Below are 26,234 nucleotides of genomic sequence, written 5' to 3' on the forward strand. Positions count from 1 at the left end.
GTCGCTTGCCGGCTGCGGCAAGTCGGAGCAGAAAGCGAAAACGCCGGCAAATGCCGGCGTTTTTCATGCATCACATCGAGCGTCGTTTACTGCGAAGCGGCAGGCACCGATGCATTGCCCGCCGAGGTCGCATCCAGTTGCGCCTTCACGCGTTCGCCGAGTTCGTACACAGCGAGCGCATAGAAGAAGCTGCGGTTATAGCGCGTGAGCACATAGAAGTTCTTCAAACCCAGCACGTATTCCGTCTGCCGGCCAGGTGAGGGCAGATCGACCACGGTGACGGGCGTGCCCGCTTCCGTGCGCATGTCGAGGCCAGGCTGGTTCATCAGCATGCCCGCCTTCAGCAGTTGCTGCAGCGACCAGCGCGGCTCCGGCGCGCCCGTCGCGGCCGCCTGCGCGATGCCGAGGCTGCCCGTGTCCGTCGCGATATTCCACACGACGGGCCGGCCCGTTTCCCAGCCGTTCTGCCTGAGATAGTTCGCGACGCTGCCGATTGCATCGGCCTGGCTCGTGCGCAGATCGATCTTCTTGTTGCCTTCGTAGTCGACCGCGTACTGGACGATGCTGCTCGGCAGGAATTGCGGAATGCCGATCGCGCCCGTGTACGAGCCGAGCACGGTCGTCGGATCGATCTGCGCGTCGCGCGTCCACACCAGATAGTCTTCGAGATTCTTGCGGAACGTCGCCTGACGTTCGTCGCGATTGGGCGTGCCCGGGTAATCGAACGAGAGCGTGGTGAGCGCGTCGAGCACACGGAAGTTGCCCATGTAGCGCCCATAGATCGTCTCGACGCCGATGATGCCGACAATCACTTCCGGCGGCACGCCGTACTGCTCATACGCGCGTTGCAACGTCGCCTGATTCGCGCGCCAGAACTTCACGCCCGCGTTGATGCGCACCGGGTCGAGAAAGCGCCCCTGATAGACACGCCAGTTCTTGATCGACGGCGTCGGCGACGGCGTTACGAGCTTCACGGCCGTCGCCGAATAGCTCACGCGCGCGAAGAGCGCATGCAATGCGGTGGGATCGAAGTCGTAGCGCGCGACCATGTCGTTGACGAACGTATCGACATTGCCGTTGTTCGCATAACGCTGCGGAACGATTTCTTCTTCGAACGTCTGTCCTTGAGTCGGCTGTTCAGGCTGGCTTTGCGCGAGCAGCGCGCGTGGTTTGGCTTTGACGGTCTGCGCCGAGGCCGGGCCGGCTCCCGCGAACACGCACCAAGCGACGGTCAGTGCGGCGGCTACAGTCGTTGCGCGTAGCCGATGTTGAGCGGATAGAGCAAGCTTGACGGTCATGGTGAACTGAGGGTGTGTGCTGGCAAAAAAGTTACGGGGGAGTATACCCGACGAGATTCGCCAATCTGTGTAGAAGCGTTGCGCCAGCGCGGTCCTGACGCGTCGTGTGGTAACTTCGTAGTATTCGCGCAACCCATTGCGCTCATGGACGGAAACACGCAGCGCCACCCGCACGCCTCGCGCGGCGCGCCGCCCGAAATCGACTCATGGCAACCGGCTTCTATACACACGCAGACTGTCTGCAGCATGAGATGGGGCAATGGCATCCCGAATGCCCCGCGCGCCTGCAGGCAATCGAAGACCAACTGATCGCAAGCCGCATCGGCGAGCTGATCGAACGCGAGTCCGCACCGCTTGCCGACGAGTCCGCGCTGCTGCGCGTGCATACGAAAGCGCATGTCGACTACATCCGCGAGCGCTCGCCGGGCACCGGCTATGCGGAGATCGATCCCGACACGTCGATGAATCCGCATACGTGGACGGCCGCGTTGCGCGCGGCGGGCGCGGCTGTCGCGGCCACCGACGCCGTCATCGAAGGCCGTTACGACAACGCGTTTTGCAGCGTGCGTCCGCCGGGCCATCACGCGGAGCCGGCGCGCGCAATGGGCTTCTGCTTCTTCAACAACGTCGCGATCGCCGCGCGGCACGCGCTCGAAGCGCACGGCCTCGAGCGTGTCGCGATCATCGATTTCGACGTGCACCACGGCAACGGCACGGAGGCCGCGTTCTCCAACGATACGCGCGTGCTGATGTGCAGCATCTTCCAGCATCCGTTTTATCCGTTCACAGGCGCCGATAACCAGGCGCCGAACATGTGCAACGTGCCGATCGCGGCGCGCTCGAAGGGGATGGTCGTGCGCGAGGCGATCGACATGATCTGGCTGCCGCGCCTCGACGCGTTCAAGCCGCAGATGCTGTTCGTGTCGGCGGGCTTCGACGCGCATCGCGAGGACGATCTCGGCAACATGGGGCTCGTCGAGGACGACTACGTGTGGATCACCGAGCAGATTCGCCGTGTCGCGGACAAGTACGCGCAAGGGCGCATCGTCAGTTGTCTGGAAGGCGGCTACAACCTGTCGGCGCTCGGACGCAGCGTCGTCGCGCATGTGCGCACGCTCGCGGGCATCTGAACGCAAGCGCCGCGCATGGGAGGAAAGCTCATCATGAATAGCGATGCAACTGCCCCGCTGATCGACGTTACGCACGATGCCTACGACGTGCGCGGCGTCGTGCGTCTCACGCTGAACCGGCCGGACGCGTTCAATGCGCTGTCGGAGGCGCTGCTCGACGAACTGCACACGCAACTCGCCGACATCGCGAAGAGCGACGCGCGCGTCGTAGTGATCGCAGGCGCGGGCCGCGCGTTCTGCGCCGGGCACGATCTGAAGGAAATGCGCGCCGCGCCGTCGCTCGACTATTACAAGGCGCTCTTTGCGCGCTGCTCGAAAGTGATGCTCGCGATCCAGCGCATGCCGCAGCCGGTGATCGCGCGCGTGCACGGCATCGCGACGGCGGCAGGCTGTCAGCTGGTGGCGATGTGCGATCTCGCCGTAGCCGCCGATATCGCGCGCTTCGCCGTGTCGGGCGTCAATCTCGGGCTTTTCTGCGCGACGCCGTCGGTGCCGCTGTCGCGCAACGTATCGCGCAAGGCCGCGCTTGAAATGCTGCTGACGGGCGAATTTATCGATGCAATGGCGGCGAAGCAGCAGGGCCTCGTGAATCGCGTGGTGCCGCTCGACATCCTCGATATCGAGGTCGCCGCGCTCGCGAAGAGCATCTGCGCGAAACCGCGCGAGGCCGTGGAAGCGGGCAAGAGCCTGTTCTACCGGCAACTCGAAATGGGCATCGAGGCGGCGTACCAGCTGGCCGGGCAGACGATGGCCTGCAACATGATGGACGACTCAGCGCTCGAGGGCGTGCAGGCGTTCATCGACAAGCGGCCGCCCGACTGGAAGCACACGTCGGACCGCCAGGCCGCGCGCTAGTCGGCTTCATTCCGAACGCTTCAATATCCAGTCGATGAGCGCGTCGATCACGCGCTCGCGATCGAGGTCGTTCATCGTCTCGTGAAAGCTGCCTTCGTAAAGCGTCAGCGTCTTGTCCGGCGAGCCGGCGTGCGCGCCAAAGTCGCGGCTGCCGTCGGGCTCGGTGAGCTTGTCGGCTGTGCCATGCCAGATCAGCAGCGGCATGCGCAGGCCCGCGCGGCCCTGCTCGATGCGCTGCATCGCGAGCAGTAGTTCGGCGCCCGTGCGCGCGGGAATCGGACCGTGATGCACGAGCGGATCGTTCCGGTTCGCCTCGACGGCAGCGCGATCGCGCGACAGCAGCGCGGCGTCGATCTTCATCGCCGGAAAGCGCGGCCATGCGCGGCTGATCTTCTGGCTCAACGCGAGCATCCAGCGCGGCACGTCGCGGCCTGGAGCGAGCGCGGGGCTCGACAGGATCAGACCGCCCAACGGCCGTGCGTGGCGTGCGTGCTTTTCGATCGCGTGCAAGGCGGCGATCGCGCCGCCCATGCTGTGGCCCATCAGGAACAGCGGCCCATCGTTGCGCGCGGCCATCGTGACGAGCGCGTCGGCATCCAGCAGGTATTCGTCGAAGCGCTCGATCCATGCGCGCGGTCCGGGCGCGTGGCCGTGCCCGCGCAGATCGATCGCGATCAGTTCGATGCCGTTCGCATTGAGCGCCTGCGCAAGCGCGGCGTAACGTCCGGCGTGCTCCGCGAGCCCGTGCAGAAGAGCAACCGTTGCGCGTCGTATCCCCGCCGCGCGCCATCGAAAGACGGGCAGCTCGACGCCGTCGGCCGTGACGGCGCGAGACCGCTCGGGATGAGGCATCGCGGGAATCGCAGCGGCCTGGGTCGTCTCCATGGGCATCTTCCGATTGTTGTCGTGGTGCGCCCGATCATAGCGGCGCACATCGCGCCCGTTGCGGCCAATCGAACCGGGCAGCCCTCTAATTCCGGTCGGTTATGAAAGTCTCCGAATTGATTATTAAAGGATATGACGCGTCTGCGGTAAAATCGGCGGCTCAAATCCCAATAAAAGTCACGGCGGCCGGTGCCTGGAGCGTGCGACGCTTGCTGGCAAAGTCCGCCGTTTCGTTTTTCATGATCGAACTACGCAATCTTTCGCAGCGTTTTCCGGGGCCACGGGGCTGGGTCGAAGCGCTGCACAACGTCAATCTGTCGATTCCCCAAGGCGAGGTGTTCGGCATCATCGGACGCAGTGGAGCGGGCAAGAGCACGCTGGTCCGCACGATCAATCTGCTGACGCGCCCGACGGAAGGCAATGTCGTCGTCGACGGCCGCGACCTGACGACGATGCCGGCCGCGCAGTTGCGCGAGGCGCGCCGCGAAATCGGCATGATCTTCCAGCACTTCAACCTGCTGTCGTCGCGCACGGTGTTCGGCAACGTCGCGCTGCCGCTCGAACTGGCCGGCATGAAGCGCGCGGAGATCGACGCGCACGTGCTGCCGCTGCTCGAACTCGTCGGGCTGTCGGCGCAGAAGGACCGCTACCCGTCGCAGATCAGCGGCGGGCAGAAGCAGCGCGTCGGCATTGCGCGCGCGCTCGCGAGCAAGCCGAAAGTGCTGCTCTCCGACGAAGCGACATCCGCGCTCGATCCCGAAACGACGCGCGCGATTCTCGATCTGCTCAAGCGCATCAACCGCGAGCTGAAGCTGACCGTCGTGCTGATCACGCACCAGATGGAAGTGATCAAGCAGGTGTGCGACCGCGTCGCCGTGCTCGATAACGGACGCGTGGTCGAAGAGGGCAAGGTCATCGATGTGTTCCTGCAACCGCATCACGAAGTCACGCGCGCGCTGATCGGCGACGTGATCGCGCAGGAATTGCCGCCCGCGCTCAAGGCGCGCGTCGCCGAGCGTCTGAAGACGGGCAGCGGCCATCTGCTGCGGCTCGCGTTCACGGGTTCGGGCGTCGATCAGCCGATTCTTTCGGAGACGATTCGCCGCTACGAACTGGACTTCAACATCCTGCATGGCCAGATCGACGAGATCCAGGGGCAGGCGTTCGGCTCGCTCGCGGTGCTCGCGGGCGGCGAGCCGTCGAAGGTGGCGCAGGCGCTGGCGTTCCTGCGCGAACAGGGCGTGGTAGTCGAGGAGTTGTCGTATGTTGAGTGAAATGTTCGATATGTTCGTGCAGTCGTTCTGGGAGACGCTGATCATGGTCGGCATCTCGGGGCTGATCGGCGCGGCCGTCGGCCTGCCGCTCGGCGTGCTGCTCTATCTGACCGACCGCCAGGGCGTGCTGCAGAACCTCGGCGTCAATCGCGCGATGGGCGTGGTCGTCAATGCCGTGCGCTCGACGCCGTTCATCATTCTTCTCGTCGCCGTGATTCCTTTTACGCGCCTCGTCGTCGGCTCGTCGATCGGCACGGCCGCGGCCGTCGTGCCGCTGACGATCGCCGCCGCGCCGTTCATCGCGCGCCTCGTCGAGACGGCGCTGCGCGAAGTCGATCGCGGCCTGATCGAAGCGGCGCAGGCGATGGGCGCGACGACGTCGCAGATCGTATTCAAGGTGCTCTTGCCGGAATCGCTGCCGGGCATCGTCGCGGGCCTGACGATCACGTTCGTGTCGCTGGTCGGCTATTCGGCGATGGCGGGCGCGATCGGCGGCGGCGGTCTGGGCGATCTCGGCATCCGCTATGGGTATCAGCGTTTTCTGCCGGAAGTGATGGTGACGGTCGTCGTGATCCTGATCGTCTTCGTGCAACTGGTGCAGTCGTTCGGGGATTGGCTCGTGCGTCGTTTGAGCCACAAATAACACTCTTGGAAAATAAAGGTCTGGTCATGCAACGTCGTTTCATTCTCAAGCTCGCGGCTGCGGTGGGCGCCGTCTCGCTGTTCTGCGCATCATCGCTCGCGTTCGCCGACGAATCGATCAAGGTCGGCGTGACGGGCGGTCCGCACGCGCAGTTGATGGACGTCGTGAAGACGGTCGCCGCGAAGAACGGACTGAACATCAAGGTGATCGAGTTCTCCGATTACGTGCAGCCGAACGCGGCGCTCGCCGGCGGCGATCTCGACGCGAACAGCTACCAGCACGAGCCGTATCTGCAGGCGCAGGTGAAGGACCGCGGCTACAAGCTGATCAAGATCGCCGATACCGTGACCTTCCCGATGGGCATCTATTCGAAAAAGGTGAAGTCGCTTGCCGAACTGCAGGCGGGCGCGAAGATCGCCGTGCCGAACGATCCGACCAACGGCGGACGCGCGCTGCTTCTGCTGCAAAAGCAGGGCTTGATCAAGCTGCGCGCCGATGCAGGCCTCAAAGCGACGCCGCTCGACATCGCCGAGAACCCGAAGAAGCTGAAGATCGTCGAACTCGACGCAGCGCAGATTCCGCGCTCGCTCGGCGACGTCGACGCAGCCGCGATCAATACGAACTTCGCGATGGAAGCGGGTCTGAAGCCGAAGCAGGACGCGATTGCGATCGAAGACCCGAAAGGGCCGTACGTGAACATCATTGCGATCCGCGAGTCTGACCGCAACAAGCCGTGGGTGGCGAAGCTGATCGCGGCGTATCACTCGCCGGAAGTGAAGCAGTTCATCGATAGCAAGTTTGGCGGCTCGGTGATCGCGTCCTGGTGAACGCGTCCCGATGAGCGCGTCTCGGTGAGCGGTGCGACGAAGTGGCGCGATGCAGTGGCGTGGGAGCGGTCCGCGCCGCTGCATGTAGGACCATAGCTGACTGACGCCGCACCGCGCGTGCTTCTGGCCCCGTTATGCGGCCGTATTGGTAGGAACCCTGACTTGGCTTTTGGGCTTTTTCCGGTCTAGAATAGCACGACCGTTCGATATTGCCGTCATCGCCATCGGGGAGCGATATCCTCGATATCCCAGCAATCCCGGGCGGCTCCCGCGGAGGCTATCGCTATAATGTCCGTCGGGTTGACGTATTCGTAACTTTGGAGCGTGTGCATGAAAATCCTGGTGCCAGTCAAGAGAGTGGTTGACTACAACGTGAAGGTCCGCGTGAAGTCGGACAACACGGGCGTCGACATTGCCAATGTGAAGATGTCGATGAATCCGTTCGACGAAATCGCCGTCGAAGAGGCCGTGCGCCTAAAGGAAGCGGGCGTCGCGACGGAAGTGATCGCGGTGTCGGCAGGCGTCACGCAGTGCCAGGAAACGCTGCGCACGGCGCTGGCGATCGGCGCGGATCGCGCGATCCTGATCGAATCGAATGAGGACCTGCAGCCTTTGGCTGTGGCCAAGCTGCTGAAGGCGCTCGTCGACAAGGAGCAGCCGTCGCTGGTGATCCTCGGCAAGCAGGCCATCGACGACGATTCGAACCAGACCGGTCAGATGCTGGCCGCGCTGGCGAATCTGCCGCAGGCGACGTTTGCATCGAAGGTCGTCGTGGCTGATGGCAAGGCGACGGTGTCGCGTGAAGTCGATGGCGGCGCGGAGACGCTGTCTCTCACGCTACCCGCCGTGGTGACGACGGATCTGCGCCTGAACGAGCCGCGCTACGTGACGCTGCCGAACATCATGAAGGCGAAGAAGAAGCCGCTCGAAACCGTGAAGCCGGAAGACCTGGGCGTCGATGTGACGCCGCGTCTGAAGACGCTGAAGGTCAGTGAGCCGCCGAAGCGTTCCGCTGGCGTCAAGGTGCCGGACGTGAAGACGCTGGTCGAGAAGCTCAAGACCGAAGCCAAGGTGCTTTGATCGACGGACATGCGGAGACGAATGAAATGACGATTCTGGTAATTGCTGAACACGACAATGCGTCGATCAAGGCCGCGACGCTGAACACGGTCGCTGCCGCACAGAAGATTGGCGGCGACATTCACGTGCTGGTCGCTGGCCACAACGCACAGGCGGCTGCGGACGCGGCATCGAAGATTGCGGGCGTCGCAAAGGTGCTGCTCGCCGACGCACCACAACTCGAAGCGGGTCTCGCCGAAAACGTCGAGGCGACGGTACTGAAGATCGCGAAGGACTATTCGCACATCCTCGCGCCCGCGACGGCCTACGGCAAGAACATCGCGCCGCGCATCGCGGCAAAACTCGACGTCGCGCAGATCAGCGACATCACGGCTGTCGATAGCGCGGACACGTTCGAGCGTCCGATCTATGCAGGCAACGCGATTGCAATCGTGCAATCGGCTGACCCCGTCAAGGTCATCACGGTGCGCGCAACGGGCTTCGACCCGGTCGCGGCGGAAGGCGGCAGCGCTTCTGTCGAGAAGATCGAAGCCGCAGCCGATGCAGGCATCTCGCAGTTCGTGAGCCGCGAAGTGACGAAGCTGGACCGTCCGGAACTGACGTCGGCGAACATCATCGTGTCGGGCGGCCGTGGTCTCGGCAGCGGCGAGAACTACACGAAAGTGCTCGAGCCGTTGGCTGACAAGCTCGGTGCTGCGATGGGCGCATCGCGTGCAGCCGTCGATGCGGGCTACGTGCCGAACGACTATCAGGTCGGACAAACGGGCAAGATCGTCGCGCCGCAGCTGTACATCGCGGTCGGTATCTCGGGCGCGATCCAGCACCTGGCGGGCATGAAGGACTCGAAGGTGATCGTCGCGATCAACAAGGACGAAGAGGCGCCGATTTTCAGTGTCGCGGACTACGGTCTCGTCGGCGATCTGTTCACGCTCGTGCCGGAACTGGTGAACGCACTCGGCTGATAGAACACCGCGTCGCATGACGGCGCACGACAGTCAGGCACCAGACCAAGGGGCGCGAGGATGTTGAATCCGGCGCCCCTTTTTTATCGAAGTCTTGGAGGAGACACAAATGAGCTACACGGCACCCATCAAGGACATGATGTTCGTGATGCGGGAACTGGCGGGGCTTGACGACGTCGCTGAGTTGCCCGGCTTCGAAGAGGCCGGCCTTGAAACGGCCCAGGCCGTGATCGAAGAATCCGCGAAGCTGTGCGGCGAAGTGCTGGCGCCGCTGAACGTCGAAGGCGACCGGAACCCGAGCAGCTGGAAAGACGGCGTGGTCACGGCCACGCCTGGTTTCGCCGATGCGTTTCGCCAGTTCGCCGCGGGCGGCTGGCAGGGCGTGCAGCATCCCGTCGAATACGAAGGCCAGGGGCTGCCCAAGCTGATCGCGGCGGCCTGCATCGAAATGCTCAACGCGTCGAACCTCGCGTTCGCACTGTGCCCGCTGTTGACGGACGGCGCAATCGAGGCGCTGCTCACGGCCGGCAGCGAAGAACAGAAGCGCACCTACGTGCCGAAGCTGATCTCCGGCGAATGGACGGGCACGATGAACCTCACCGAGCCGCAGGCGGGCTCGGATCTCGCGCTGGTGCGCACGCGCGCCGAGCCGCAGGGCGACGGTTCGTACAAGCTCTTCGGCACGAAGATCTTCATCACGTGGGGCGAGCACGACATGGCGGAGAACATCGTCCATCTGGTGTTGGCACGCACGCCGGACGCGCCCGAAGGCGTGAAGGGCATTTCGCTTTTCATCGTGCCGAAGTTCGCCGTCAATGAAGACGGCTCGCTCGGTGAGCGCAACGACGTGCATTGCGTGTCGATCGAGCACAAGCTCGGCATCAAGGCGAGCCCGACGGCCGTGCTCCAGTTCGGCGATCACGGTGGCGCAATCGGTCATCTCGTCGGCGAAGAGAATCGCGGCCTCGAATACATGTTCATCATGATGAACTCGGCGCGTTTCTCGGTCGGCATGCAGGGCGTTGCCGTGTCGGACCGCGCGTACCAGAAGGCCGTTGCATACGCGAAGGAGCGCGTGCAGAGCCGGCCCGTCGATGGCTCGGCGAAGCAGGCGGTGTCGATCATCCATCATGCGGACGTGCGCCGCATGCTCGCAACGATGCGCTCGCTGACGGAAGCATCGCGTGCGCTCGCGTATGTCGCGGCGTCGCACTGCGATTTCGCGCACCGTCATCCGGACGAAGCGAAACGTGCCGAGCATCAGGCGATCTACGAATACCTCGTGCCGATCGTGAAGGGCTGGAGCACGGAGCTGTCGATCGACGTGGCGAGCCTCGGCGTGCAGGTGCACGGCGGCATGGGCTTCATCGAGGAGACGGGCGCGGCGCAGTACTACCGCGATGCGCGCATCCTGCCGATCTACGAAGGCACGACGGCGATCCAGGCGAACGACCTGATCGGCCGCAAGACGGTGCGCGATGGCGGCGCGGTCGCGAAGGCGCTGCTCGCGGAGATCGCGCAGACCGTCGAAGCATTGAAGCAGCACGATGGCGCGGCGTTCGCGTCGATGCATAAGCATCTGTCGCTTGGACACGATGCGCTGCAATCGGTAGTGGCCTTTGTCGTCGCAAACGTGAAGCGCGATCCGAATGCGGTGTTTGCGGGCAGCGTGCCGTATCTGAAGCTCGCGGGCATTGTGCTGGGCGGCTGGCAGATGGCGCGCGCGATGCTCGTCGCGCGGCAGAAGCACGCGGATGACCCGTCGTTTTACGGTGCGAAGATCGCCACCGCGCAGTTCTATGCCGAGCACGTGCTGCCGCAGGCAGTGGCGCTGGAGGCGTCGATTGTCAGCGCGAAGGGCGCGGATGGCGTGCTGGCGCTGTCGGAAGATCAGTTCTGAGCGCTGCGGGAAGCCAGGACACGTGCCCGGCAAACAACAACGGCGCCGGTGGGCGCCGTTGTCGCATATCGGAGTGGAGAATCGATCAGGCGTAAGCAGGACGCGTCTGACCCGTCGTTTCACCGAGATAGCGATATACCGACAGATCGCCCGACTGGATCGCCGGACGCTTGCCCGAAATCAGGTCGGCGAGCAGTTGGCCCGAGCCGCACGACATCGTCCAGCCGAGCGTGCCGTGTCCCGTGTTCAGGAACAGGTTCGACACGGGCGTGCGTCCGACGATCGGCGTGCCGTCCGGCGTCATCGGGCGCAGGCCCGTCCAGAACGTCGCCTTCGACGTGTCGCCGCCGCCCGGGAACAGATCGTTCACGCACATTTCGAGCGTTCCGCGGCGCGCGTCCTTGAGCTTCTTGTCGAAGCCGACGATCTCCGCCATCCCGCCGACGCGAATCCGGTTGTCGAAACGCGTGATCGCGATCTTGTACGTCTCGTCGAGCACGGTCGACACAGGCGCTGAGTTTGCATCGACGATCGGCGCGGTGATCGAGTAGCCCTTGAGCGGGTACACGGGAATCTTGACGAGACCCGACAGGAACTTCGTCGAGTACGAGCCGAGCGCGACAACGAAGCTGTCCCCGCGCACGATCTCGCTGCCGCACTTCACGCCGGCGATACGGTCGCCTTCCATCGCGAGCGCGTCGATCGGCGTGTTGTAGCGGAATTTGACGCCCAGTTGCTCGGCGAGCGCGGCGAGGCGCGTCGTGAACAGCTGGCAGTCGCCCGTTTCGTCGCCCGGCAGGCGCAGGCCGCCCGTCAGCTTGTGCGAGGTCGCGGCGAGCGCCGGCTCGGCGCGCGCGAGGTCGCCCGGCATCAGCAGTTCATACGGAACGTTCGCTTCCTTCAGCACTGCGACGTCCTTGGCGGCGCCATCGAGTTGCTGTTGCGTGCGGAACAGTTGCAGCGTGCCGCCCGTGCGGCCTTCGTACTGGATGCCTGTCTCGGCGCGCAGCGCCTGCAGGCAATCGCGGCTGTATTCGGCGAGGCGCACCATGCGGCCCTTGTTGACGGCATAGCGCTCGGACGTGCAGTTCTGCAGCATCTGCCACATCCATTGCAGCTGGAATTGCGTGCCGTCGAGGCGAATGGCGAGCGGCGCATGCTTCTGGAACATCCACTTGACGGCCTTGAGCGGAATGCCCGGCGCGGCCCACGGCGAAGCGTAGCCCGGCGAGATCTGACCGGCATTCGCGAAGCTCGTGTCGAGCGCAGGGCCCGCTTCGCGATCGATCACGGTCACTTCGTGGCCCGCGCGCGCAAGATAATAGGCGCTCGTGATCCCGACGACGCCACTGCCCAGAACGACAACACGCATAGCTGCTCCCAAAAGGTCGAAAGGCTCACGGCGTATAAGAGGAAGATGGCCTCGTCGTTCGTCCTTTTGTTCGATTAACGAGGTGATGTGCCGGATGCCTAGTGTTAACCGCTATACTATTTGCGTCTAGGCAGGTTTTGTTATTGTATTTTTCAGATTTTCAGTAAAAACCATGCGTACACAGCGTCAACCCGTCCGCGCGCTCGACAAGCTCGATCACAAGATCCTGAAAATCCTCCAGGAGGACGGCCGGATCGCGATGAAGGAACTCGCCGAACAGGTCGGCCTGTCGGTGACGCCGTGCATCGAGCGCGTCAAGCGCATGGAGCGCGACGGCGTCATCACCGGCTACCACGCGCGCGTGAATCCGGCGGAACTGGGCGCCGCGCTGCTGGTGTTCGTCGAGATCACGCTCGACCACAAGAGCGGCAACATGTTCGACCAGTTCCGGCGCGAGGTGAAGAAAATCCCGGAGGTGCTCGAATGCCATCTGGTGTCCGGGGAATTCGACTATCTGATCAAGGCGCGCATCGGCGAAATGGCCGACTACCGCAAGCTGCTCGGCGACATCCTGCTGCAACTGCCGGGTGCCGTGCAGTCGAAAAGCTATGTCGTGATGGAAGAAATCAAGGAAACGCTGACGATTGCCGTCGGCGAATGAGCGGTCCGGCACGCCATCGCGCACGCCGAATCGGCCCTAAAAGTGGCGCTCGACAAAAGCCGTAAATACTGTATATTTATACAGTATTCGACGCTGCTTTTGACGTGTGCCGTGACCGATTACGACCGAGACATCCCCGAATATCCGATCGCGCCGCCCGCTCCGCGCAAAGGGCGGGGCGCGGTGATGAACTTGCAGGGCCGCTATGAAGTGGACCAGCGCGAGGCGGTCGACGACGGCTGGATCGCGCCGTCCGAAGAGGAGAGCGGCCGGCCTGCGCTGCGCACGCAGATTTTCGAGGAGCGCGCGAAGAGCATTCTCACGCATAACCAGTCGCCGGATATTCCGTTCAGCGTATCGCTGAATCCGTATCGCGGCTGCGAGCACGGCTGCATCTATTGCTTTGCGCGTCCGACGCACAGTTATCTGGGGCTGTCGCCGGGCCTCGATTTCGAAAGCCGGATCTACGCGAAGATCAACGCGCCCGAACTGCTCGCGCGCGAAATGGCGAAGAAGTCCTATGTGCCGGAACCGATCGCGCTCGGCGTGAATACGGACGCATGGCAGCCCGCCGAACGCGATTTGCAGCTGACGCGGCGCGTGATCCAGGTGATGAGCGACCATAACCAGCCGTTCGCGGCGATCACGAAGAACTCGCTGATCGAACGCGATATCGACCTGCTCGCACCGATGGCGGAGAAAGGGCTGACGATGGCGGCAATCACGATCACGACGCTCGATGCCGACATCGCACGCACACTCGAACCACGCGCCGCGACGCCTTCGAGGCGGCTCAGAACCATCCGCACGCTGGCGGACGCGGGGATTCCCGTTGGCGTCAGCATCGCGCCCGTGATTCCGTTCGTCACGGAGCAGGACATGGAGCGCGTGCTCGAAGCGTGCGCGCAAGCGGGGGCGACGAGCGCGAGCTATATCGTGTTGCGTCTGCCTTGGGAAGTCGCGCCGCTCTTCAAGGATTGGCTTGCGGCGCATTTTCCGGACCGCGCCGACCGCGTGATGAGCCGTGTGCAAGATATGCGCGGCGGCAAGGACTACGATTCGTCGTTCTCGACGCGGATGAAGGGCGAGGGGCTATGGGCCGATCTGCTCAAGCAACGCTTTGCAAACGCGGTGCGGCGTCTGGGCTTGAATGCGCGCAACCACGGCATTCTCGACATGTCGCATTTCAAGCGGATCGAGCCGCGCAAACCCGTTGCCCCAGAAACGTCCCAGCTAAGCCTTTTCTGATGGAGCGACTACTGCGAGATTGCTTTCGCCGCTTCGACCTGAGATTCGAAATACGTCTGGAACGACAGCGCGAGACCCGTCATCAGCAGGAACGCGCCGATCAGCAGCGAAAAGATCACGATGAAGACGACGGTCCAGCCAGACTGGCTTTGACGTCCCGTTTGCGCGTTGAACTGCGCGTCCCATTTTTCGTCCGGGCGCAGGCCGTAGACGATCGCGGCCAGAAATGCCGCCAGTATCGACACGGCGCCGGGAACGGCGAGCACCCAGCCCGTGATCGACGCGCGTTCGGTCGCGGCAAGCAGCAGGAAGCCCGGAATACCGATGATCGTCCCGACGATGTGAGCCCAGCCCCACACGTCACGCACGCCGTACAAATAGAAGCGATGCGCGCCGAGCGTGCCGAAGAAAAACGCGAGCGCGGCGGTGATGGTCTTCGAGCGAAAGCGCGGGTGATGCGTAGCGACGGTGGCCATGAACGTAATCGACAGGGTAATGGGCGGCGTAGCTGCGCACACGATGCACAGCGCGACGCGCATTCTACGCCGCGCGCTGTCCGCGCGGCACTTCCGATGGCTTATGTCCGGCTTGCGTCCCCGCCGGAAGCTACGTGGCGGAGGAGGTCGCCAAAAAGCGACAGCGCGGAAGCGAAAAGGATCAGAATACGAACCCGGTGCGCGGAATCGTGGCGCGTACGCGACGGCGCCGCGAACAGTGCGCAAACCAGTGCTAAAGAGGGCTTCCCGGCTCTCCAGCCGGCCGGCTCGGACTGTTCCGTGCTCGCGCGTTCAGCCGGTGTGGGCGTCCCGCGCAACCTCATCGCCCGGTTTATCCCGCTAAGTGTTTGTTGTGGTTTCGGTTTCGGGATATAATCGCGTGTTTCAGTAGTTTCGAACCCCGGTTTTCAAGGATTCCTAGTATGGTCATCATCCGCTTGGCTCGTGGCGGCTCGAAGAAGCGCCCGTTCTACAACATCGTCGCAACCGATTCGCGTAACCGTCGTGACGGCCGCTTCATCGAGCGCGTTGGCTTCTACAACCCGGTCGCTACGAAGGGTGAGTCGCTGCGTATCGCTCAAGACCGCCTGACGTACTGGCAAGGCGTTGGCGCACAACTGTCGCCGACCGTCCAGCGTCTGGTGAAGGAAGCGCAAAAGGCGCAACCGGCTGCGTAAATGCAGTTTCAAGGTACATCGTCGGCTCGTGCAGCATTGGTTCTGCGCGAGTCTGGGTGTACGAGTTTGACGTATGCAGGCTTGAGGTTCGCTGATGTCGGAGCGTGATTCGGATAGTTCAGGTCGCGCGAAGGCGAAACCCCAGCCGACCGCGCGGGCGTCATTCGGCGCATTTGTCCGCAAGCCGGTCGAGCGGCCGGCAAAGGCTGCGGCCGCGCAGGAAATGCTCGTTGAATCGGCGGAAAGCTGGCCCGACGATGCGATCGAAGTCGGCGCAATCGTCGATGCATACGGTCTCAAAGGTTGGGTGAAGGTGGCCGCGCATGCGGACGCCGGTCAGGGCGGCGACGCCTTGCTCAACGCCAAACGCTGGTGGCTCGAAAAAGGTCGCGAGCGCAAATCGGCGGCCTGCCTGCAGTCGAAGATTCACGGCGACAGCATCGTTGCGCATCTGGGCGGCGTGGCCGACCGCGATGTCGCGCTCGCGTTGCGCGGTCATCGCGTCTACGTGCGCCGCAGCGATTTCCCTGCGCTCGAAGCCGACGAGTATTACTGGGTCGATCTGCTGGGCCTCGATGTCGTCAACGAGGCGGGCGTCGAACTCGGCAAAGTGGCAGATCTGATCGACAACGGTGCGCAGTCGGTGTTGCGCATCGAGTATCCGGCTACGGGCAAAGACGGCAAGCCGATCACCGGCGAGCGCTTGATCCCGTTCGTCGGCGTCTATGTCAAGACGGTGGATCAGGCGGCGAAGACGATCGTCGTCGACTGGGACGCCGATTACTAGAACGTTCGCTTCACGGAGAGAGCGATGCAATTCGATATCGTCACGCTCTTTCCCGAGATGTTTCGCGCGCTGACCGACTGGGGCATCACGAGCCGCGCAGCGAAACAGCAGCGTTATGGGTTGCGCACGTGGAATCCGCGTGATTTCACGACCGACAACTACCGCACCGTCGACGATCGTCCTTACGGCGGAGGCCCCGGCATGGTGATGCTGGCCAGGCCGCTCGAAGATGCGATCGATGCCGCGAAAGCGGCACAGGCGGAGCAGGGCATCCGCGGCGCGCGCGTGGTGATGATGTCGCCGCAGGGCGCTACGCTGAATCACGACAAGGTGATGCGCTTTTCCGCGGAGCCCGGACTGATCGTGCTGTGCGGCCGCTATGAGGCGATCGATCAGCGTTTGATCGACCGTGTCGTCGACGAAGAAGTGAGCCTCGGCGACTTCGTGCTGTCGGGTGGCGAGCTGCCCGCGATGGCGTTGATCGACGCGGTGGTGCGTCATCTGCCGGGCGTGCTGAACGATGCGCAGTCGGCCGTGCAGGATAGCTTTGTCGATGGTTTGCTGGATTGCCCGCACTACACGCGTCCCGAGGAATACAGCGGCGTGCGCGTGCCCGATGTGCTGCTCGGCGGCCATCATGCGGAAATCGAGCAGTGGCGGCGGCGCGAAGCGCTGCGCAACACGCTCGTCAAACGGCCCGATCTGATCGACCGGGCCAGAAAGAACAAGTTGTTGAGCCGTGCCGACGAGGCATGGCTCGCAAATCTCGCCAAGGAAGCCGCGAAGCATTGAGTCTTTGCGCGACGAGGCGGGATTCAGGCGGAGCCGTCCATGCGTGGGCGGTTCCAGATGTGAACCCATCCTCTATCGGGGCCGTAGCCGGGCGCGCGTAGCGCGAGGCAGGTACGAACGCCGACAAGATGGCATTAGGAGTCAGTGATGAATCTGATTGCAAAACTCGAGCAGGAAGAAATCGAGCGCGTGCTCGCAGGCAAGACCATTCCCGAATTCGCTCCCGGCGATACGGTGGTTGTGAACGTGAACGTGGTTGAAGGTAACCGCAAGCGCGTTCAGGCCTACGAAGGCGTCGTGATCGCGAAGCGCAACCGTGGCCTCAACTCGTCGTTCATCGTCCGCAAGATCTCGTCGGGCGAAGGCGTCGAGCGTACGTTCCAGACGTATTCGCCGCTGCTGGCAAGCATCGTCGTCAAGCGTCGTGGCGATGTGCGTCGTGCAAAGCTGTACTACCTGCGCGAGCGTTCGGGCAAGTCGGCTCGAATCAAAGAGAAGCTGGTGTCGAAAGACCGCGCTGCAGCTGCTCAACAGTAAATGCTGTAAGAAAAGCACCCTCCACGGGTGCTTTTTTCTTTGCCAGGTCAAAATAGCGTTATGTTCCACAAGCGCTGGTTCGAGACTTCCATTGACCGCCCCTTCACGCCCCGCCCGTCCCGTATTTGACCCCGAAGCCTTGCCTGTCGAGGCGACCGATGCCGATCTGCCCGCCGTCGTCTCCGAGCGCCTGACGCCCGATGGCTTGCGCGCGCGTTTCGAGCAAAACCTGCCGTGGGAGCAGGAGACGCGCGAAGTCCGCTGGCGCGAAACGGGCGATCCGCGCGTCGCGGCGGTGCTGGTGCCGCTCGTCGTTCGCGATGACGGCCTGAGCGTGCTGCTCACGTTGCGCGCCGATCATCTCAACGATCACGCAGGACAGGTCAGCTTTCCGGGCGGCCGTCACGAACCCGCCGACGCCACCGTCACGGCAACGGCGCTGCGCGAAGCGCAGGAAGAAGTCGGCCTCGATCCGTCTCGCGTCGAAGTGCTCGGCACGTTGCCCGAGTATCTGACGGGCACGGGCTTTCGCGTGACGCCTGTCGTCGGTCTCGTTCATCCGCCGTTTTCGGTGAAGGCCGATTCGTTCGAAGTCGCAGAAATCTTCGAAGTGCCGCTGCGCTTTCTGATGGAGCCGAGCAATCATCAGGTGCGCGTGCTGCGCTGGGAAGGCGGCGAGCGTCGTTTTTTTGCAATGCCCTATCCGCGCGGCACGCCAGGCGGCGCGGGCGGCCATTACTTCATCTGGGGCGCAACGGCGGGCATGTTGCGCAATTTCTATCGCTTCCTCGCCGCATGACATGAAGCGGCGCGCGACGCACGGGGCCGGCTGTAGTGCATCTGTAATCGCAGCCTCTCAGCCCCATCCGACCCTGTGCTATCGTTATGACCAATTCCGATAGCTCGGCAAGACAGAACCGCTCGTCAAGAACTCGAATAGCACGGCGCCTCGCATGACTTTTTTCTCCGTATTGTTGGCCCTCATCCTCGAACAGGTGCGCGCGCTGTCGCCGAACAATCCCGTTGCGGCACTCCTTCAATACCATGCGGAATCGACTGCGCACGGCTTCGATGCCGGCAAGGAAAAACACGGCTTCCTCGCGTGGCTGGTCGTTGTGCTACCGTGGACGCTCGTTGTCGGCCTGATCTACTTCGTGCTGTACGAGATTCATTTCGCGCTCGCGTTCCTGTGGAACGTCGCGGTGCTGTACTTCACGCTGGGCTTCCGCCAGTTCAGCCACTATTTCACGGATATCCATCTGTCGCTGAACAACGACGACGTGCCGCGCGCGCGTGAAATCCTCAACGAATGGACGGGCATCGATACCGTCGACATGCCCGTCAGCGAGATCGTGCGTCACACGCTGATTCATGCCGTGGTCGCGTCGCACCGTCACGTGTTCGGCGTGTTTTTCTGGTTCCTGATTCCCGTCGGCCCGGCGGGCGCAGTGCTATATCGCACGGCCGAGTATCTGGCGCGCGCCTGGTCGCAGCCCGCCGACGACCGGACCGTTGCATTCTCCACGTTCGCGCAGCGCGCGTTCTTCGTGATCGACTGGATTCCGGCGCGCCTGACGTCGCTGGGCTTTGCGATCGTCGGCAACTTCGAGGACGCGATTTACGCATGGCGCAATCACACGCGCCAATGGCCCGATACGAACGACGGCGTGTTGCTCGCCGCAGGCAGCGGCGCGTTGGGCGCGCGGCTCGCGGGCCCGCTGGCCGAAGTGTCGAGCCTCGATGCGCTTGCGACGGGCGACGGCGGTCCGATGACCGTCGGCGACGACTGCACGCCGCGCACGCTGCAATCAGCGGTGGGCCTTGTGTGGCGGGCCGTCATCTTGTGGATGATTCTGCTGCTGATGCTGACCATCGCGGTCTGGCTGGCCTGAACGCTAACGCCGATCCGCGGCACGAAAAGCCGGCGCGAGAAGCCGGCACGAAAACCCGGCACGGAAACCCGGCACAAGAAGCCAGCACGAAACCCAAACGCCATTCCCGCGCGCCGCACGCTGAAACGCGCCTTCAACCTTCCAGGGGATCGCGCGCCGTTCCGCAATTCCAGCACACGGTGAACTGCGCTTCGAGCCATTCGCCGCAATGCGTGCAGCGCCATCCGGGCGCGTTGGCGGCGGGCCCGTTGCGTGCCGCGTCGATCACTTTCCTCGCCAGCATTTCGTCGCGTTCGTCGACGAGCCACAGTTCCGGCGCGCACTGATCCGCCGGAATCTCGCCGATTGCGCCGCTCAGATAGCGGTTGTGCAACTCGCACGCGATGCCCGCCGCGGCCAGCAGATTGATCCAATGCTGTCCGATCACGACATTCGGCGCGCGCATGAGCTTCATCATGATCGGGCTCAGCGGACGATCTGGCTCGCCTCGTGCACGAGCTGCGCATAGAGCGCGTGCCGCTCCTTCGCGACGCGGCCATCGGCGACCGCTTCGAGAATCGCGCAGCCCGGCTCATGCAGATGATGGCAGTTGTAGAAGCGGCAATTCGGCAAGAGCGGCCTGAATTCCGGAAACGCGCGCTCGAGCTTGCCCTCCGTCAGATGGTGCAGGCCGAATTCCTGGAAGCCCGGCGAGTCGATCAGCGCGCCTTCGCCGCCGGGAAGCGGGTAGAGGCGCGTAAACGTGGTCGTGTGACGGCCGCTGTTAAGCGCCGTCGAGATTTCGCGCGTCGCCACTTCGGCATTGGGAATCAGCAGATTCACGAGCGTCGACTTGCCCATGCCAGACTGCCCGAGCAGCAGCGTCGAATGTCCGCGCAGATGTTCGGCGAGTGTTTCGCGCGCGGCTTCCGGCTGCGTCTTGATCGACACTTCGAGCACCCTATAGCCGAGCCGGCGATACAGTTCGAGCCGCTTGCGCGCGAGCGGCAGCGCGGCCTCGACGTCGATCTTGTTCAGCACGATCAGCGGCTTCAGTTCGTTCTCTTCCGCGGCGACGAGCGCGCGTCCGAGCAGGTCTTCGCTGAAATGCGGCTCGGTCGCGAGCACGATCAGCAACTGATCGAGATTCGCCGCGAAGAGCTTCGACTTGTACTGATCCGAGCGATAGAGCAGGTTGCGCCGCTCGCCGATCTCGACGATCACGCCCTGATCGGCGGAAGTCGGCTCGTACAGCACCTGGTCGCCAACGGCGATCTCGCTGCGCTTGCCGCGCGGAAAGCATTGCAGCATCGCGCCGCCGTCCTCGGGCGCGACGATGTAGTGACGGCCATGTGCGGCGATCACGAGGCCGCGCGTGCGGTCCTGCGCGCGCTCGCTGGCGGCTGCCGCGCGCAGCGCTTTCGGTGAGCGGCCGCTCATGCGTGACGCAGCAGCCGGTCGATCCGCTGCGAGGCGGGCGGATGCGAGTAGTAGAACGCGGTGTAGAGCGGATCGGGCGTGAGCGTCGACGCGTTGTCCTCGTACAGCTTCACGAGCGCGTTGACGAGATCCCTCGCGTCCGTCTGCGTCGCGGCGAACGCGTCGGCTTCGAACTCGTGCTTGCGCGAGCTGAGGCTGCCGAGCGGCGTCACGAAGAACAGGAACACGGGCACCGCGAGGAAGAACAGCACGAGCGCGAGGCCGTCGTTGCTGCCCGTCATCGACGGCTCCACGCCGAGGCCTTCGAAGAACCACGTGCGCTGCGCGAGCCAGCCGAGCAGCGCGAGCATCGCGAGGCTGATCGCGAACGTGACGATCATCCGCTTGATCACATGGCGGCGCTTGAAGTGGCCGAGCTCGTGCGCGAGCACCGCTTCGATCTCGCTGCCCGACAGGCGCGAGAGCAGCGTATCGAAGAACACGATGCGCTTGGACGAGCCGAAGCCCGTGAAATACGCATTGCCGTGTGCGGAGCGGCGGCTGCCGTCCATCACGAACAGGCCCTTCGCGGCGAAGCCGCAGCGCTTCATCAGCGCGTCGATGCGATGGACGAGCGCTTCGTCCCTCAGCGGCTCGAACTTGTTGAACATCGGCGCGATGAAGCTCGGGTAGAGGACCAGCACGAGCATCTGGAACACGACCCAGACGACCCACGCCCACCACCACCAGTACGCGCCCGCCTGCTTCATCAGCCACAGCACGACGAACAGCAGCGGCAGGCCGAACGCGGCGCCGAGCAGCACGCCCTTGATGCGGTCGACGAAGAAGATGCGCTTCGTCATCCGGTTGAAGCCGAAGCGCTGTTCGATCACGAACTGGCGGTAGTAGTCGAACGGCAGGTCGACGGCGCTCGTGATCGCGATCACGGCCGCGACCAGCGCGATCTGCCCGATATAGCCCTGGCCGAACCAGTCGCCGATGGCCAGATCGAGAATCTGCACGCCGCCGAGCAGCGTGAGCGCGATCAGCACGGCCGCGCTGACGACGATCTCCATCATCGTCAGCCGCGTGCGTTCGATGGTGTAGTCGGCGGCGCGCTGATGCGCGGAGAGCGCGACCGTGCCCGCGAACTGCTGAGGCACCCTGTCACGGTGCGCCGCGACGAAGCGGACCTGGCGCGACGCGAGCCAGAGCTTCATGCCGACCATCGCCGCCACGGCGAGCACGAACAGAACAGTGAAGTACAGAGTAGGCATCCGGGGAATCCGTGGGTTCTATGCGAGAATTATATGTTTGTTCCTGTCTGCGGGCGGGAGCGCGCCATCGTTGGCCCATTGCGGGTGTCGCCTGACCCGCTCGCGCCGTCCAAATCAAGGTTGCCTTCAATGACTGACATTATCGGATCCGTCGATCAGCCGCCGCTCGTGCGCAGCGACATGAACCTCGTCTGGCTCGACATGGAAATGACGGGGCTCGATCCCGACAACGACCGCATCATCGAAATCGCTGTCGTCGTGACCAATTCGACGCTCGATAAAGTCGTCGAAGGCCCCGTGCTCGCGATCCACCAGAGCGACGAGACGCTCGCCAAGATGGACGACTGGAACAAGAACACGCACGGCCGTTCGGGGCTGATCGACCGCGTGCGCGCGTCGATGGTGACGGAAGCCGACGCGACGGAGCAGATCCGCGTGTTTCTCGGCCAGTACGTGCCGCCCGGCAAGTCGCCGATGTGCGGCAACTCGATCTGCCAGGACCGCCGTTTCATGGCCCGCTGGATGCCCGAGCTGGAGACGTTCTTCCATTACCGCAACCTCGACGTCAGCACGCTGAAGGAACTGTGCCGTCGCTGGCAACCGGCGATCTACAAGGGCTTTCAGAAGCGCGCGATGCATACGGCGCTTGCCGACATCCACGAATCGATCGACGAATTGCGCTACTACCGCGAGCATTTCCTGATCCCGGCCGCGGGCACGGCCGCCGACGCGCCGTCCACCGACGCACCAGCAAAATAAATCAGCCCTGCCGTGGAGCGCGTATCGCGCTCTTCGGCCGGAACGCCGTCACGACGTCGGCGTTCGTCTCGATGTACGGGCCGCCGATCAGATCGATGCAATACGGCACGGCGGCGAAAATGCCCGGCACCTTCACTTTGCCTGCGTCGTCGCGCAGGCCTTCCAGCGTTTCCCTGATCGACTTCGGCTGCCCCGGCAGATTGATGATCAGCGCGGCGCGATCGGCCGTTTCGCGGATCACGGCCACCTGACGCGACAGGATCGCCGTCGGCACGAAGTTCAGGCTGATCTGCCGCATCTGTTCGCCGAAGCCCGGCATTTCCTTCGTCCCGGCCGCGAGCGTGGCCTCGGGCGTCACGTCGCGGCGCGCGGGGCCCGTGCCGCCCGTCGTCAGCACGAGATCGCAGCCTGCTTCGTCGACCAGTTCGATGAGCGTCTTCGTGATGGTCGGCGCGTCGTCCTGGATCAGGCGCGTTTCCGTGCGAAACGGCGACGTGAGCGCGCCGCCGAGCCATTCCTGCAACGAAGGTATGCCCTTGTCCTCGTAGACGCCCGTGCTTGCGCGGTCGCTGATCGACACAAGGCCGACGATCAGCTCGTCGGGATGATTACGCGTGGGAATCGTCATCGTCGTGGTCCGGATCGTGGGTAGCGGCTTCGTCGTCGTCCGCGCCGGCGCCGTCCGCGTTCTTGATCCACTGGAACAGCTCGCGGAAATAGCGGGGCGGCTTGCCTTGCTCGACTTCCTTGCGCGCGTTGCGGATCAGCGTGCGGCCCTGCTGCGGATCGGCATCGGGATGCACGCGGATGAATTCCGTCAGCGCGGCGTCGTCGGCGAGCAGCTGTTCGCGCGTGCGCTCGATCCAGTGCAGGCGCGCCGTTTCGGCCTTGTTGACGCCCTTGTACTTGTCGAGCGCCTCGCGCAGCGCGCCTGTTTCGTCGTCGGTCAGGCCGCGCATCACCTTGCCGACATACTGCATCTGGCGGCGCTTGCCTTCGTGATCGGTGATGCGGCGCGCCTCGCGTACCGCTTCGTCGAGCGCTTCCGGCATCGGCATGCGCTTGAGCGCGTCTTTCGGCAGCGCGGCGAGTTCTTCGCCCAGCGCCTGCAACGCGTGCATTTCGCGCTTCAGTTGCGATTTGCTGGGACGGTCATACCCGTTGTCGTCGTCGACGTCAGCGGGTGTCATCGGTTGAATGCGGGTTTTGCGTGTCATGCGCGGTATTGTAACTTGCCGGGCCTGTCGCCAAGCCCGCCGCACGTCGCGCCTGAGACGTTGTGCATCGTGCCGTCACGAGGCATTTGCGAATGCCAGGTACGCCAGCGTAGAGCTTGCTATGATCGCGGGATGCGTCGGCGCACAGGCCGGCGAAGCAGGGCAACTTGCAACGACGAACTCTCGCGGGCTTCGGCCCGGACCGCACGGCAACTGAGGACGGCAAACGACAATGGCAGCAGACATGGAAGTCCGGCAACGTTTCTTCCCGCACACGCAGGATGAACTGAAGGAAATCGCCTCCGACATTCTTCGCCACGCAAAGTCGCTCGGCGCATCCGATGCGGCAACCGAAATCTCCGAAGGCGACGGCCTGTCCGTCTCCGTGCGGCGCGGCGAAGTCGAGACGATCGAGCACAACCGCGACAAGATGGTCGGCGTGACGGTCTTCATCGGCAACAAGCGCGGCAACGCGAGCACGTCTGACTTTTCGCCCGAAGCGCTGAAGGACACGGTGATGGCCGCGTACAACATCGCGCGCTTCACGGCGGAAGACGACTGCGCGGGCCTCGCCGAAGAAGCGCTTCTCGAAACCGATCCGCGCGATCTCGACCTGTATCACCCGTGGAATCTGGATGCGGACGAAGCCGTCGAACTCGCGCGCCGCGCGGAAGACGCCGCATTCGCCACGAGCCCGCTGATCAAGAACTCGGAAGGCGCGAGCGTATCGGCGCAGCACTCGCAGTTCGTGCTGGGCACGTCGCGCGGCTTTCTCTCGGGCTATCCGTACTCGCGCCATTACGTGGCGTGCGCGCCGATCGCGGGCAGCGGCCGCAACATGCAACGCGACGACTGGTACACGTCGAAGCGCAGCGCAGGCGAGCTGGCCGACCCCGAAGGCGTGGGCCGCTACGCTGCCGAGCGCGCGCTCGCGCGCATGGGTGCGCGCGGACTCGACACGCGCAAGGTGCCCGTGCTGTTCGAGGCGCCGCTCGCGGCCGGCCTGCTCGGCGCGTTCGTGCAGGCGACGAGCGGCGGCGCGCTGTATCGCAAGACGTCGTTTCTCGTCGACAGCCTCGGCAAGCCGGTGTTCGCGCCGCATGTGCAGATCGTCGAAGACCCGCATGTGCCGCGCGCGATGGGCAGCGCGCCGTTCGACGAAGAAGGCGTGCGCACGAAGCAGCGCGCCGTCGTGAAGGACGGCGTCGTCGAAGGCTATTTCCTGTCGACGTATTCCGCGCGCAAGCTCGGCATGCCGACGACGGGCAACGCGGGCGGCTCGCACAACCTGTCGCTGCGCAGCGCGCTCACGCAGGACACGGACGACTTCGAGGAAATGCTGCGCAAGCTTGGCACGGGCCTGCTGCTGACGGAACTGATGGGGCAGGGCGTCAACTACGTGACGGGCGATTATTCGCGCGGCGCGTCGGGCTTCTGGGTCGAGAACGGCAAGATCCAGTACCCGGTCGAGGAGATCACGGTCGCGAGCACGTTGCAGGAAATGTTCCGGCATATCGTCGCGATCGGCGCGGATACGATCGTGCGCGGCACCAAGCAGACGGGCTCGGTGCTGATCGAGCGGATGACTGTCGCGGGGCAGTAAGCGCTACACAGCGAGCGGCACACGGCAAGCGGCACACAGCAAGCGGCACACAGCAAGCGGCAGATCGACACGCAAGCCGCTTCAAAAGCGCAAAAGCCACGGAAGCGATTCCGTGGCTTTTTTCTTTGCGTCGGGCAGGGGCCAGAGGTTCAACGCGCCTTGCGCCGATACGTCACGAACGCATATTCGAAGTCGTTCGGCTCTTTCGCGCGATGCGTCTCGCGCGCGACTTCTTCCCACTGCGCGGGATCGGGCGCGGGGAACGTCGCATCGCCTTCGAAGTCCGCGTGAATCTCGGTGACGATCATCTTGTCCGCGCGCCGCAAGCCTTCTTCGTACAGCTGCGCGCCGCCGATCAGGAAGGCCTCGGACGCACTGTCGCGCGCCGCGAGCGCCAGCGCGTCGTCGAGATTCGTGACGGTGTCGCAGCCGGCGAACTGGCGCCGCGCATCGCGCGTGACGACGATGTTGCGCCGTCCCGGCAGCACGCGGCCAATCGATTCGTGCGTCTTGCGGCCCATCACGATGGGCGCGCCCATCGTCGTGCGCTTGAAGAAAGCGAGGTCTTCGGGAAGCCGCCAGGGCAGCTGGTTGTCACGGCCGATCACGCCATTGCGGGCGCGAGCGACGATCAGGGTGAGCGTCGTCATGCGAGAAAGTATG

The 26,234-nt window shown here is 63.9% G+C and carries 28 protein-coding genes; 18 read left to right on the forward strand and 10 right to left on the reverse strand.

The features are described from left to right. Window positions 1-86 precede the first annotated feature (86 nt). Complete coding sequence (gene mltB, locus VSR68_RS02110) at window positions 87-1,298, reverse strand: lytic murein transglycosylase B (RefSeq protein WP_342938210.1); 1,212 nt, start codon at window positions 1,296-1,298, stop codon at window positions 87-89. A 206-nt stretch (window positions 1,299-1,504) separates the two neighbouring features. Here mltB and VSR68_RS02115 point away from each other — a divergent pair, with 206 nt between their 5' ends. Beyond that, a complete protein-coding gene (locus VSR68_RS02115; RefSeq protein ID WP_342938211.1) occupies window positions 1,505-2,428 on the forward strand; it encodes a histone deacetylase family protein in 924 nt (307 codons plus the stop codon). Window positions 2,429-2,461: 33 nt separating this feature from the next. Beyond that, on the forward strand, window positions 2,462-3,283 hold the full coding sequence (locus VSR68_RS02120) for an enoyl-CoA hydratase (RefSeq protein ID WP_342938212.1): 822 nt from the start codon (window positions 2,462-2,464) through the stop codon (window positions 3,281-3,283). Window positions 3,284-3,289: 6 nt separating this feature from the next. Here the strand turns inward: VSR68_RS02120 and VSR68_RS02125 are convergent, their stop codons facing one another. Further along, window positions 3,290-4,168 carry an alpha/beta hydrolase gene (locus VSR68_RS02125; RefSeq protein ID WP_428983438.1) on the reverse strand — a complete coding sequence of 293 codons (879 nt, stop codon included), beginning with the start codon at window positions 4,166-4,168 and terminating at the stop codon, window positions 3,290-3,292. A 239-nt stretch (window positions 4,169-4,407) separates the two neighbouring features. Here VSR68_RS02125 and VSR68_RS02130 point away from each other — a divergent pair, with 239 nt between their 5' ends. From VSR68_RS02130 to VSR68_RS02155, 6 genes are all read left to right on the forward strand, one after another. Continuing rightward, complete coding sequence (locus VSR68_RS02130; protein WP_342938427.1) at window positions 4,408-5,442, forward strand: methionine ABC transporter ATP-binding protein; 1,035 nt, start codon at window positions 4,408-4,410, stop codon at window positions 5,440-5,442. Then, window positions 5,432-6,085 carry a methionine ABC transporter permease gene (locus tag VSR68_RS02135; RefSeq protein ID WP_090867978.1) on the forward strand — a complete coding sequence of 218 codons (654 nt, stop codon included), beginning with the start codon at window positions 5,432-5,434 and terminating at the stop codon, window positions 6,083-6,085. The genes VSR68_RS02130 and VSR68_RS02135 overlap by 11 nt, the downstream gene beginning before the upstream one ends. Window positions 6,086-6,111: 26 nt before the next feature. Further along, window positions 6,112-6,912, forward strand: coding sequence for a MetQ/NlpA family ABC transporter substrate-binding protein (locus VSR68_RS02140; protein WP_342938213.1), 801 nt, complete (start codon window positions 6,112-6,114; stop codon window positions 6,910-6,912). Window positions 6,913-7,242: 330 nt separating this feature from the next. After that, window positions 7,243-7,992 (forward strand): electron transfer flavoprotein subunit beta/FixA family protein, encoded by a 750-nt coding sequence (locus tag VSR68_RS02145; protein ID WP_342938214.1) that lies wholly within the window; start codon window positions 7,243-7,245, stop codon window positions 7,990-7,992. A 26-nt stretch (window positions 7,993-8,018) separates the two neighbouring features. After that, window positions 8,019-8,954, forward strand: coding sequence for an electron transfer flavoprotein subunit alpha/FixB family protein (locus VSR68_RS02150; protein ID WP_342938215.1), 936 nt, complete (start codon window positions 8,019-8,021; stop codon window positions 8,952-8,954). 109 nt (window positions 8,955-9,063) lie between these two features. After that, window positions 9,064-10,854: an acyl-CoA dehydrogenase gene (locus VSR68_RS02155; RefSeq protein WP_342938216.1), complete on the forward strand. Its 1,791-nt coding sequence runs from the start codon at window positions 9,064-9,066 to the stop codon at window positions 10,852-10,854. Window positions 10,855-10,939: 85 nt separating this feature from the next. Here VSR68_RS02155 and VSR68_RS02160 read toward each other — a convergent pair whose 3' ends face one another. Next, window positions 10,940-12,226 (reverse strand): D-amino acid dehydrogenase, encoded by a 1,287-nt coding sequence (locus tag VSR68_RS02160; protein WP_342938217.1) that lies wholly within the window; start codon window positions 12,224-12,226, stop codon window positions 10,940-10,942. Between the two features lie 172 nt (window positions 12,227-12,398). Here VSR68_RS02160 and VSR68_RS02165 point away from each other — a divergent pair, with 172 nt between their 5' ends. Both VSR68_RS02165 and VSR68_RS02170 read left to right on the forward strand, forming a co-directional pair. Continuing rightward, on the forward strand, window positions 12,399-12,887 hold the full coding sequence (locus VSR68_RS02165; RefSeq protein ID WP_090866957.1) for an Lrp/AsnC ligand binding domain-containing protein: 489 nt from the start codon (window positions 12,399-12,401) through the stop codon (window positions 12,885-12,887). A 111-nt stretch (window positions 12,888-12,998) separates the two neighbouring features. Next, a complete protein-coding gene (locus VSR68_RS02170; RefSeq protein WP_342938218.1) occupies window positions 12,999-14,135 on the forward strand; it encodes a PA0069 family radical SAM protein in 1,137 nt (378 codons plus the stop codon). 8 nt (window positions 14,136-14,143) lie between these two features. Here the strand turns inward: VSR68_RS02170 and VSR68_RS02175 are convergent, their stop codons facing one another. After that, window positions 14,144-14,611 carry an NINE protein gene (locus tag VSR68_RS02175; RefSeq protein ID WP_342938219.1) on the reverse strand — a complete coding sequence of 156 codons (468 nt, stop codon included), beginning with the start codon at window positions 14,609-14,611 and terminating at the stop codon, window positions 14,144-14,146. Window positions 14,612-15,054: 443 nt separating this feature from the next. Here VSR68_RS02175 and rpsP point away from each other — a divergent pair, with 443 nt between their 5' ends. The 6 genes from rpsP to VSR68_RS02205 all read left to right on the forward strand — a co-directional run bounded on the left by rpsP (window position 15,055) and on the right by VSR68_RS02205 (window position 19,317). Continuing rightward, the gene (gene rpsP, locus VSR68_RS02180; protein ID WP_006476550.1) at window positions 15,055-15,309 is read left to right on the forward strand and encodes a 30S ribosomal protein S16; all 255 of its coding nucleotides are present in this window, start codon (window positions 15,055-15,057) and stop codon (window positions 15,307-15,309) included. Window positions 15,310-15,403: 94 nt separating this feature from the next. After that, the gene (gene rimM / locus VSR68_RS02185; RefSeq protein WP_342938220.1) at window positions 15,404-16,096 is read left to right on the forward strand and encodes a ribosome maturation factor RimM; all 693 of its coding nucleotides are present in this window, start codon (window positions 15,404-15,406) and stop codon (window positions 16,094-16,096) included. A 24-nt stretch (window positions 16,097-16,120) separates the two neighbouring features. Then, window positions 16,121-16,888: a tRNA (guanosine(37)-N1)-methyltransferase TrmD gene (gene trmD, locus VSR68_RS02190; RefSeq protein ID WP_342938221.1), complete on the forward strand. Its 768-nt coding sequence runs from the start codon at window positions 16,121-16,123 to the stop codon at window positions 16,886-16,888. A gap of 147 nt (window positions 16,889-17,035) precedes the next feature. Then, entirely contained in the window at window positions 17,036-17,425 is a 390-nt protein-coding gene (rplS, locus tag VSR68_RS02195; protein ID WP_087738977.1) for a 50S ribosomal protein L19, read from the forward strand. A gap of 91 nt (window positions 17,426-17,516) precedes the next feature. Further along, the gene (locus tag VSR68_RS02200) at window positions 17,517-18,224 is read left to right on the forward strand and encodes a CoA pyrophosphatase (RefSeq protein WP_342938222.1); all 708 of its coding nucleotides are present in this window, start codon (window positions 17,517-17,519) and stop codon (window positions 18,222-18,224) included. Window positions 18,225-18,378: 154 nt separating this feature from the next. Next, window positions 18,379-19,317, forward strand: a complete 939-nt coding sequence (locus VSR68_RS02205; RefSeq protein WP_342938223.1) for a CobD/CbiB family protein — start codon at window positions 18,379-18,381, stop codon at window positions 19,315-19,317. A gap of 133 nt (window positions 19,318-19,450) precedes the next feature. Here VSR68_RS02205 and VSR68_RS02210 read toward each other — a convergent pair whose 3' ends face one another. From VSR68_RS02210 to VSR68_RS02220, 3 genes are read right to left on the reverse strand one after another with little or no spacing between them, the layout of a single operon-like run. Then, on the reverse strand, window positions 19,451-19,771 hold the full coding sequence (locus VSR68_RS02210; protein WP_342938428.1) for a putative signal transducing protein: 321 nt from the start codon (window positions 19,769-19,771) through the stop codon (window positions 19,451-19,453). Between the two features lie 11 nt (window positions 19,772-19,782). Next, window positions 19,783-20,736, reverse strand: a complete 954-nt coding sequence (gene rsgA / locus VSR68_RS02215) for a ribosome small subunit-dependent GTPase A (protein WP_342938224.1) — start codon at window positions 20,734-20,736, stop codon at window positions 19,783-19,785. Further along, complete coding sequence (locus VSR68_RS02220; protein WP_342938225.1) at window positions 20,733-21,992, reverse strand: M48 family metallopeptidase; 1,260 nt, start codon at window positions 21,990-21,992, stop codon at window positions 20,733-20,735. The genes rsgA and VSR68_RS02220 overlap by 4 nt, the downstream gene beginning before the upstream one ends. Window positions 21,993-22,121: 129 nt before the next feature. On the opposite strand from VSR68_RS02220, the gene orn reads away from it, so the two are divergent. After that, window positions 22,122-22,751, forward strand: coding sequence for an oligoribonuclease (gene orn, locus VSR68_RS02225; protein ID WP_342938226.1), 630 nt, complete (start codon window positions 22,122-22,124; stop codon window positions 22,749-22,751). A 1-nt stretch (window position 22,752) separates the two neighbouring features. Here orn and mog read toward each other — a convergent pair whose 3' ends face one another. Beyond that, entirely contained in the window at window positions 22,753-23,379 is a 627-nt protein-coding gene (gene mog, locus VSR68_RS02230; RefSeq protein WP_342938227.1) for a molybdopterin adenylyltransferase, read from the reverse strand. Continuing rightward, window positions 23,360-23,968: a ribosome biogenesis factor YjgA gene (gene yjgA / locus VSR68_RS02235; RefSeq protein ID WP_342938228.1), complete on the reverse strand. Its 609-nt coding sequence runs from the start codon at window positions 23,966-23,968 to the stop codon at window positions 23,360-23,362. Before yjgA ends, mog begins: the two co-directional genes overlap by 20 nt. Before the next feature lie 232 nt (window positions 23,969-24,200). Here yjgA and pmbA point away from each other — a divergent pair, with 232 nt between their 5' ends. Further along, window positions 24,201-25,571, forward strand: coding sequence for a metalloprotease PmbA (gene pmbA / locus VSR68_RS02240; RefSeq protein WP_342938229.1), 1,371 nt, complete (start codon window positions 24,201-24,203; stop codon window positions 25,569-25,571). Between the two features lie 149 nt (window positions 25,572-25,720). Here pmbA and VSR68_RS02245 read toward each other — a convergent pair whose 3' ends face one another. After that, entirely contained in the window at window positions 25,721-26,221 is a 501-nt protein-coding gene (locus VSR68_RS02245) for a dihydrofolate reductase (RefSeq protein WP_342938230.1), read from the reverse strand. Window positions 26,222-26,234 lie beyond the last annotated feature (13 nt).

This window comes from Paraburkholderia phymatum, from assembly GCF_038900715.1.
GTDB lineage: Bacteria > Pseudomonadota > Gammaproteobacteria > Burkholderiales > Burkholderiaceae > Paraburkholderia > Paraburkholderia phymatum_A.

Excerpts from the sequence above, each read along its gene's own strand:
- mltB (WP_342938210.1), bottom strand. The coding sequence starts at position 1,298 with ATGACCGTCAAGCTTGCTCTATCCGCTCAACATCGGCTACGCGCAACG.
- VSR68_RS02115 (WP_342938211.1), top strand. The coding sequence starts at position 1,505 with ATGGCAACCGGCTTCTATACACACGCAGACTGTCTGCAGCATGAGATG.
- VSR68_RS02120 (WP_342938212.1), top strand. The coding sequence starts at position 2,462 with ATGAATAGCGATGCAACTGCCCCGCTGATCGACGTTACGCACGATGCC.
- VSR68_RS02125 (WP_428983438.1), bottom strand. The coding sequence starts at position 4,168 with ATGGAGACGACCCAGGCCGCTGCGATTCCCGCGATGCCTCATCCCGAG.
- VSR68_RS02130 (WP_342938427.1), top strand. The coding sequence starts at position 4,408 with ATGATCGAACTACGCAATCTTTCGCAGCGTTTTCCGGGGCCACGGGGC.
- VSR68_RS02135 (WP_090867978.1), top strand. The coding sequence starts at position 5,432 with ATGTTGAGTGAAATGTTCGATATGTTCGTGCAGTCGTTCTGGGAGACG.
- VSR68_RS02140 (WP_342938213.1), top strand. The coding sequence starts at position 6,112 with ATGCAACGTCGTTTCATTCTCAAGCTCGCGGCTGCGGTGGGCGCCGTC.
- VSR68_RS02145 (WP_342938214.1), top strand. The coding sequence starts at position 7,243 with ATGAAAATCCTGGTGCCAGTCAAGAGAGTGGTTGACTACAACGTGAAG.
- VSR68_RS02150 (WP_342938215.1), top strand. The coding sequence starts at position 8,019 with ATGACGATTCTGGTAATTGCTGAACACGACAATGCGTCGATCAAGGCC.
- VSR68_RS02155 (WP_342938216.1), top strand. The coding sequence starts at position 9,064 with ATGAGCTACACGGCACCCATCAAGGACATGATGTTCGTGATGCGGGAA.
- VSR68_RS02160 (WP_342938217.1), bottom strand. The coding sequence starts at position 12,226 with ATGCGTGTTGTCGTTCTGGGCAGTGGCGTCGTCGGGATCACGAGCGCC.
- VSR68_RS02165 (WP_090866957.1), top strand. The coding sequence starts at position 12,399 with ATGCGTACACAGCGTCAACCCGTCCGCGCGCTCGACAAGCTCGATCAC.
- VSR68_RS02175 (WP_342938219.1), bottom strand. The coding sequence starts at position 14,611 with ATGGCCACCGTCGCTACGCATCACCCGCGCTTTCGCTCGAAGACCATC.
- rpsP (WP_006476550.1), top strand. The coding sequence starts at position 15,055 with ATGGTCATCATCCGCTTGGCTCGTGGCGGCTCGAAGAAGCGCCCGTTC.
- rimM (WP_342938220.1), top strand. The coding sequence starts at position 15,404 with ATGTCGGAGCGTGATTCGGATAGTTCAGGTCGCGCGAAGGCGAAACCC.
- trmD (WP_342938221.1), top strand. The coding sequence starts at position 16,121 with ATGCAATTCGATATCGTCACGCTCTTTCCCGAGATGTTTCGCGCGCTG.
- rplS (WP_087738977.1), top strand. The coding sequence starts at position 17,036 with ATGAATCTGATTGCAAAACTCGAGCAGGAAGAAATCGAGCGCGTGCTC.
- VSR68_RS02205 (WP_342938223.1), top strand. The coding sequence starts at position 18,379 with ATGACTTTTTTCTCCGTATTGTTGGCCCTCATCCTCGAACAGGTGCGC.
- VSR68_RS02210 (WP_342938428.1), bottom strand. The coding sequence starts at position 19,771 with ATGAAGCTCATGCGCGCGCCGAATGTCGTGATCGGACAGCATTGGATC.
- rsgA (WP_342938224.1), bottom strand. The coding sequence starts at position 20,736 with ATGAGCGGCCGCTCACCGAAAGCGCTGCGCGCGGCAGCCGCCAGCGAG.
- VSR68_RS02220 (WP_342938225.1), bottom strand. The coding sequence starts at position 21,992 with ATGCCTACTCTGTACTTCACTGTTCTGTTCGTGCTCGCCGTGGCGGCG.
- orn (WP_342938226.1), top strand. The coding sequence starts at position 22,122 with ATGACTGACATTATCGGATCCGTCGATCAGCCGCCGCTCGTGCGCAGC.
- mog (WP_342938227.1), bottom strand. The coding sequence starts at position 23,379 with ATGACGATTCCCACGCGTAATCATCCCGACGAGCTGATCGTCGGCCTT.
- yjgA (WP_342938228.1), bottom strand. The coding sequence starts at position 23,968 with ATGACACGCAAAACCCGCATTCAACCGATGACACCCGCTGACGTCGAC.
- pmbA (WP_342938229.1), top strand. The coding sequence starts at position 24,201 with ATGGCAGCAGACATGGAAGTCCGGCAACGTTTCTTCCCGCACACGCAG.
- VSR68_RS02245 (WP_342938230.1), bottom strand. The coding sequence starts at position 26,221 with ATGACGACGCTCACCCTGATCGTCGCTCGCGCCCGCAATGGCGTGATC.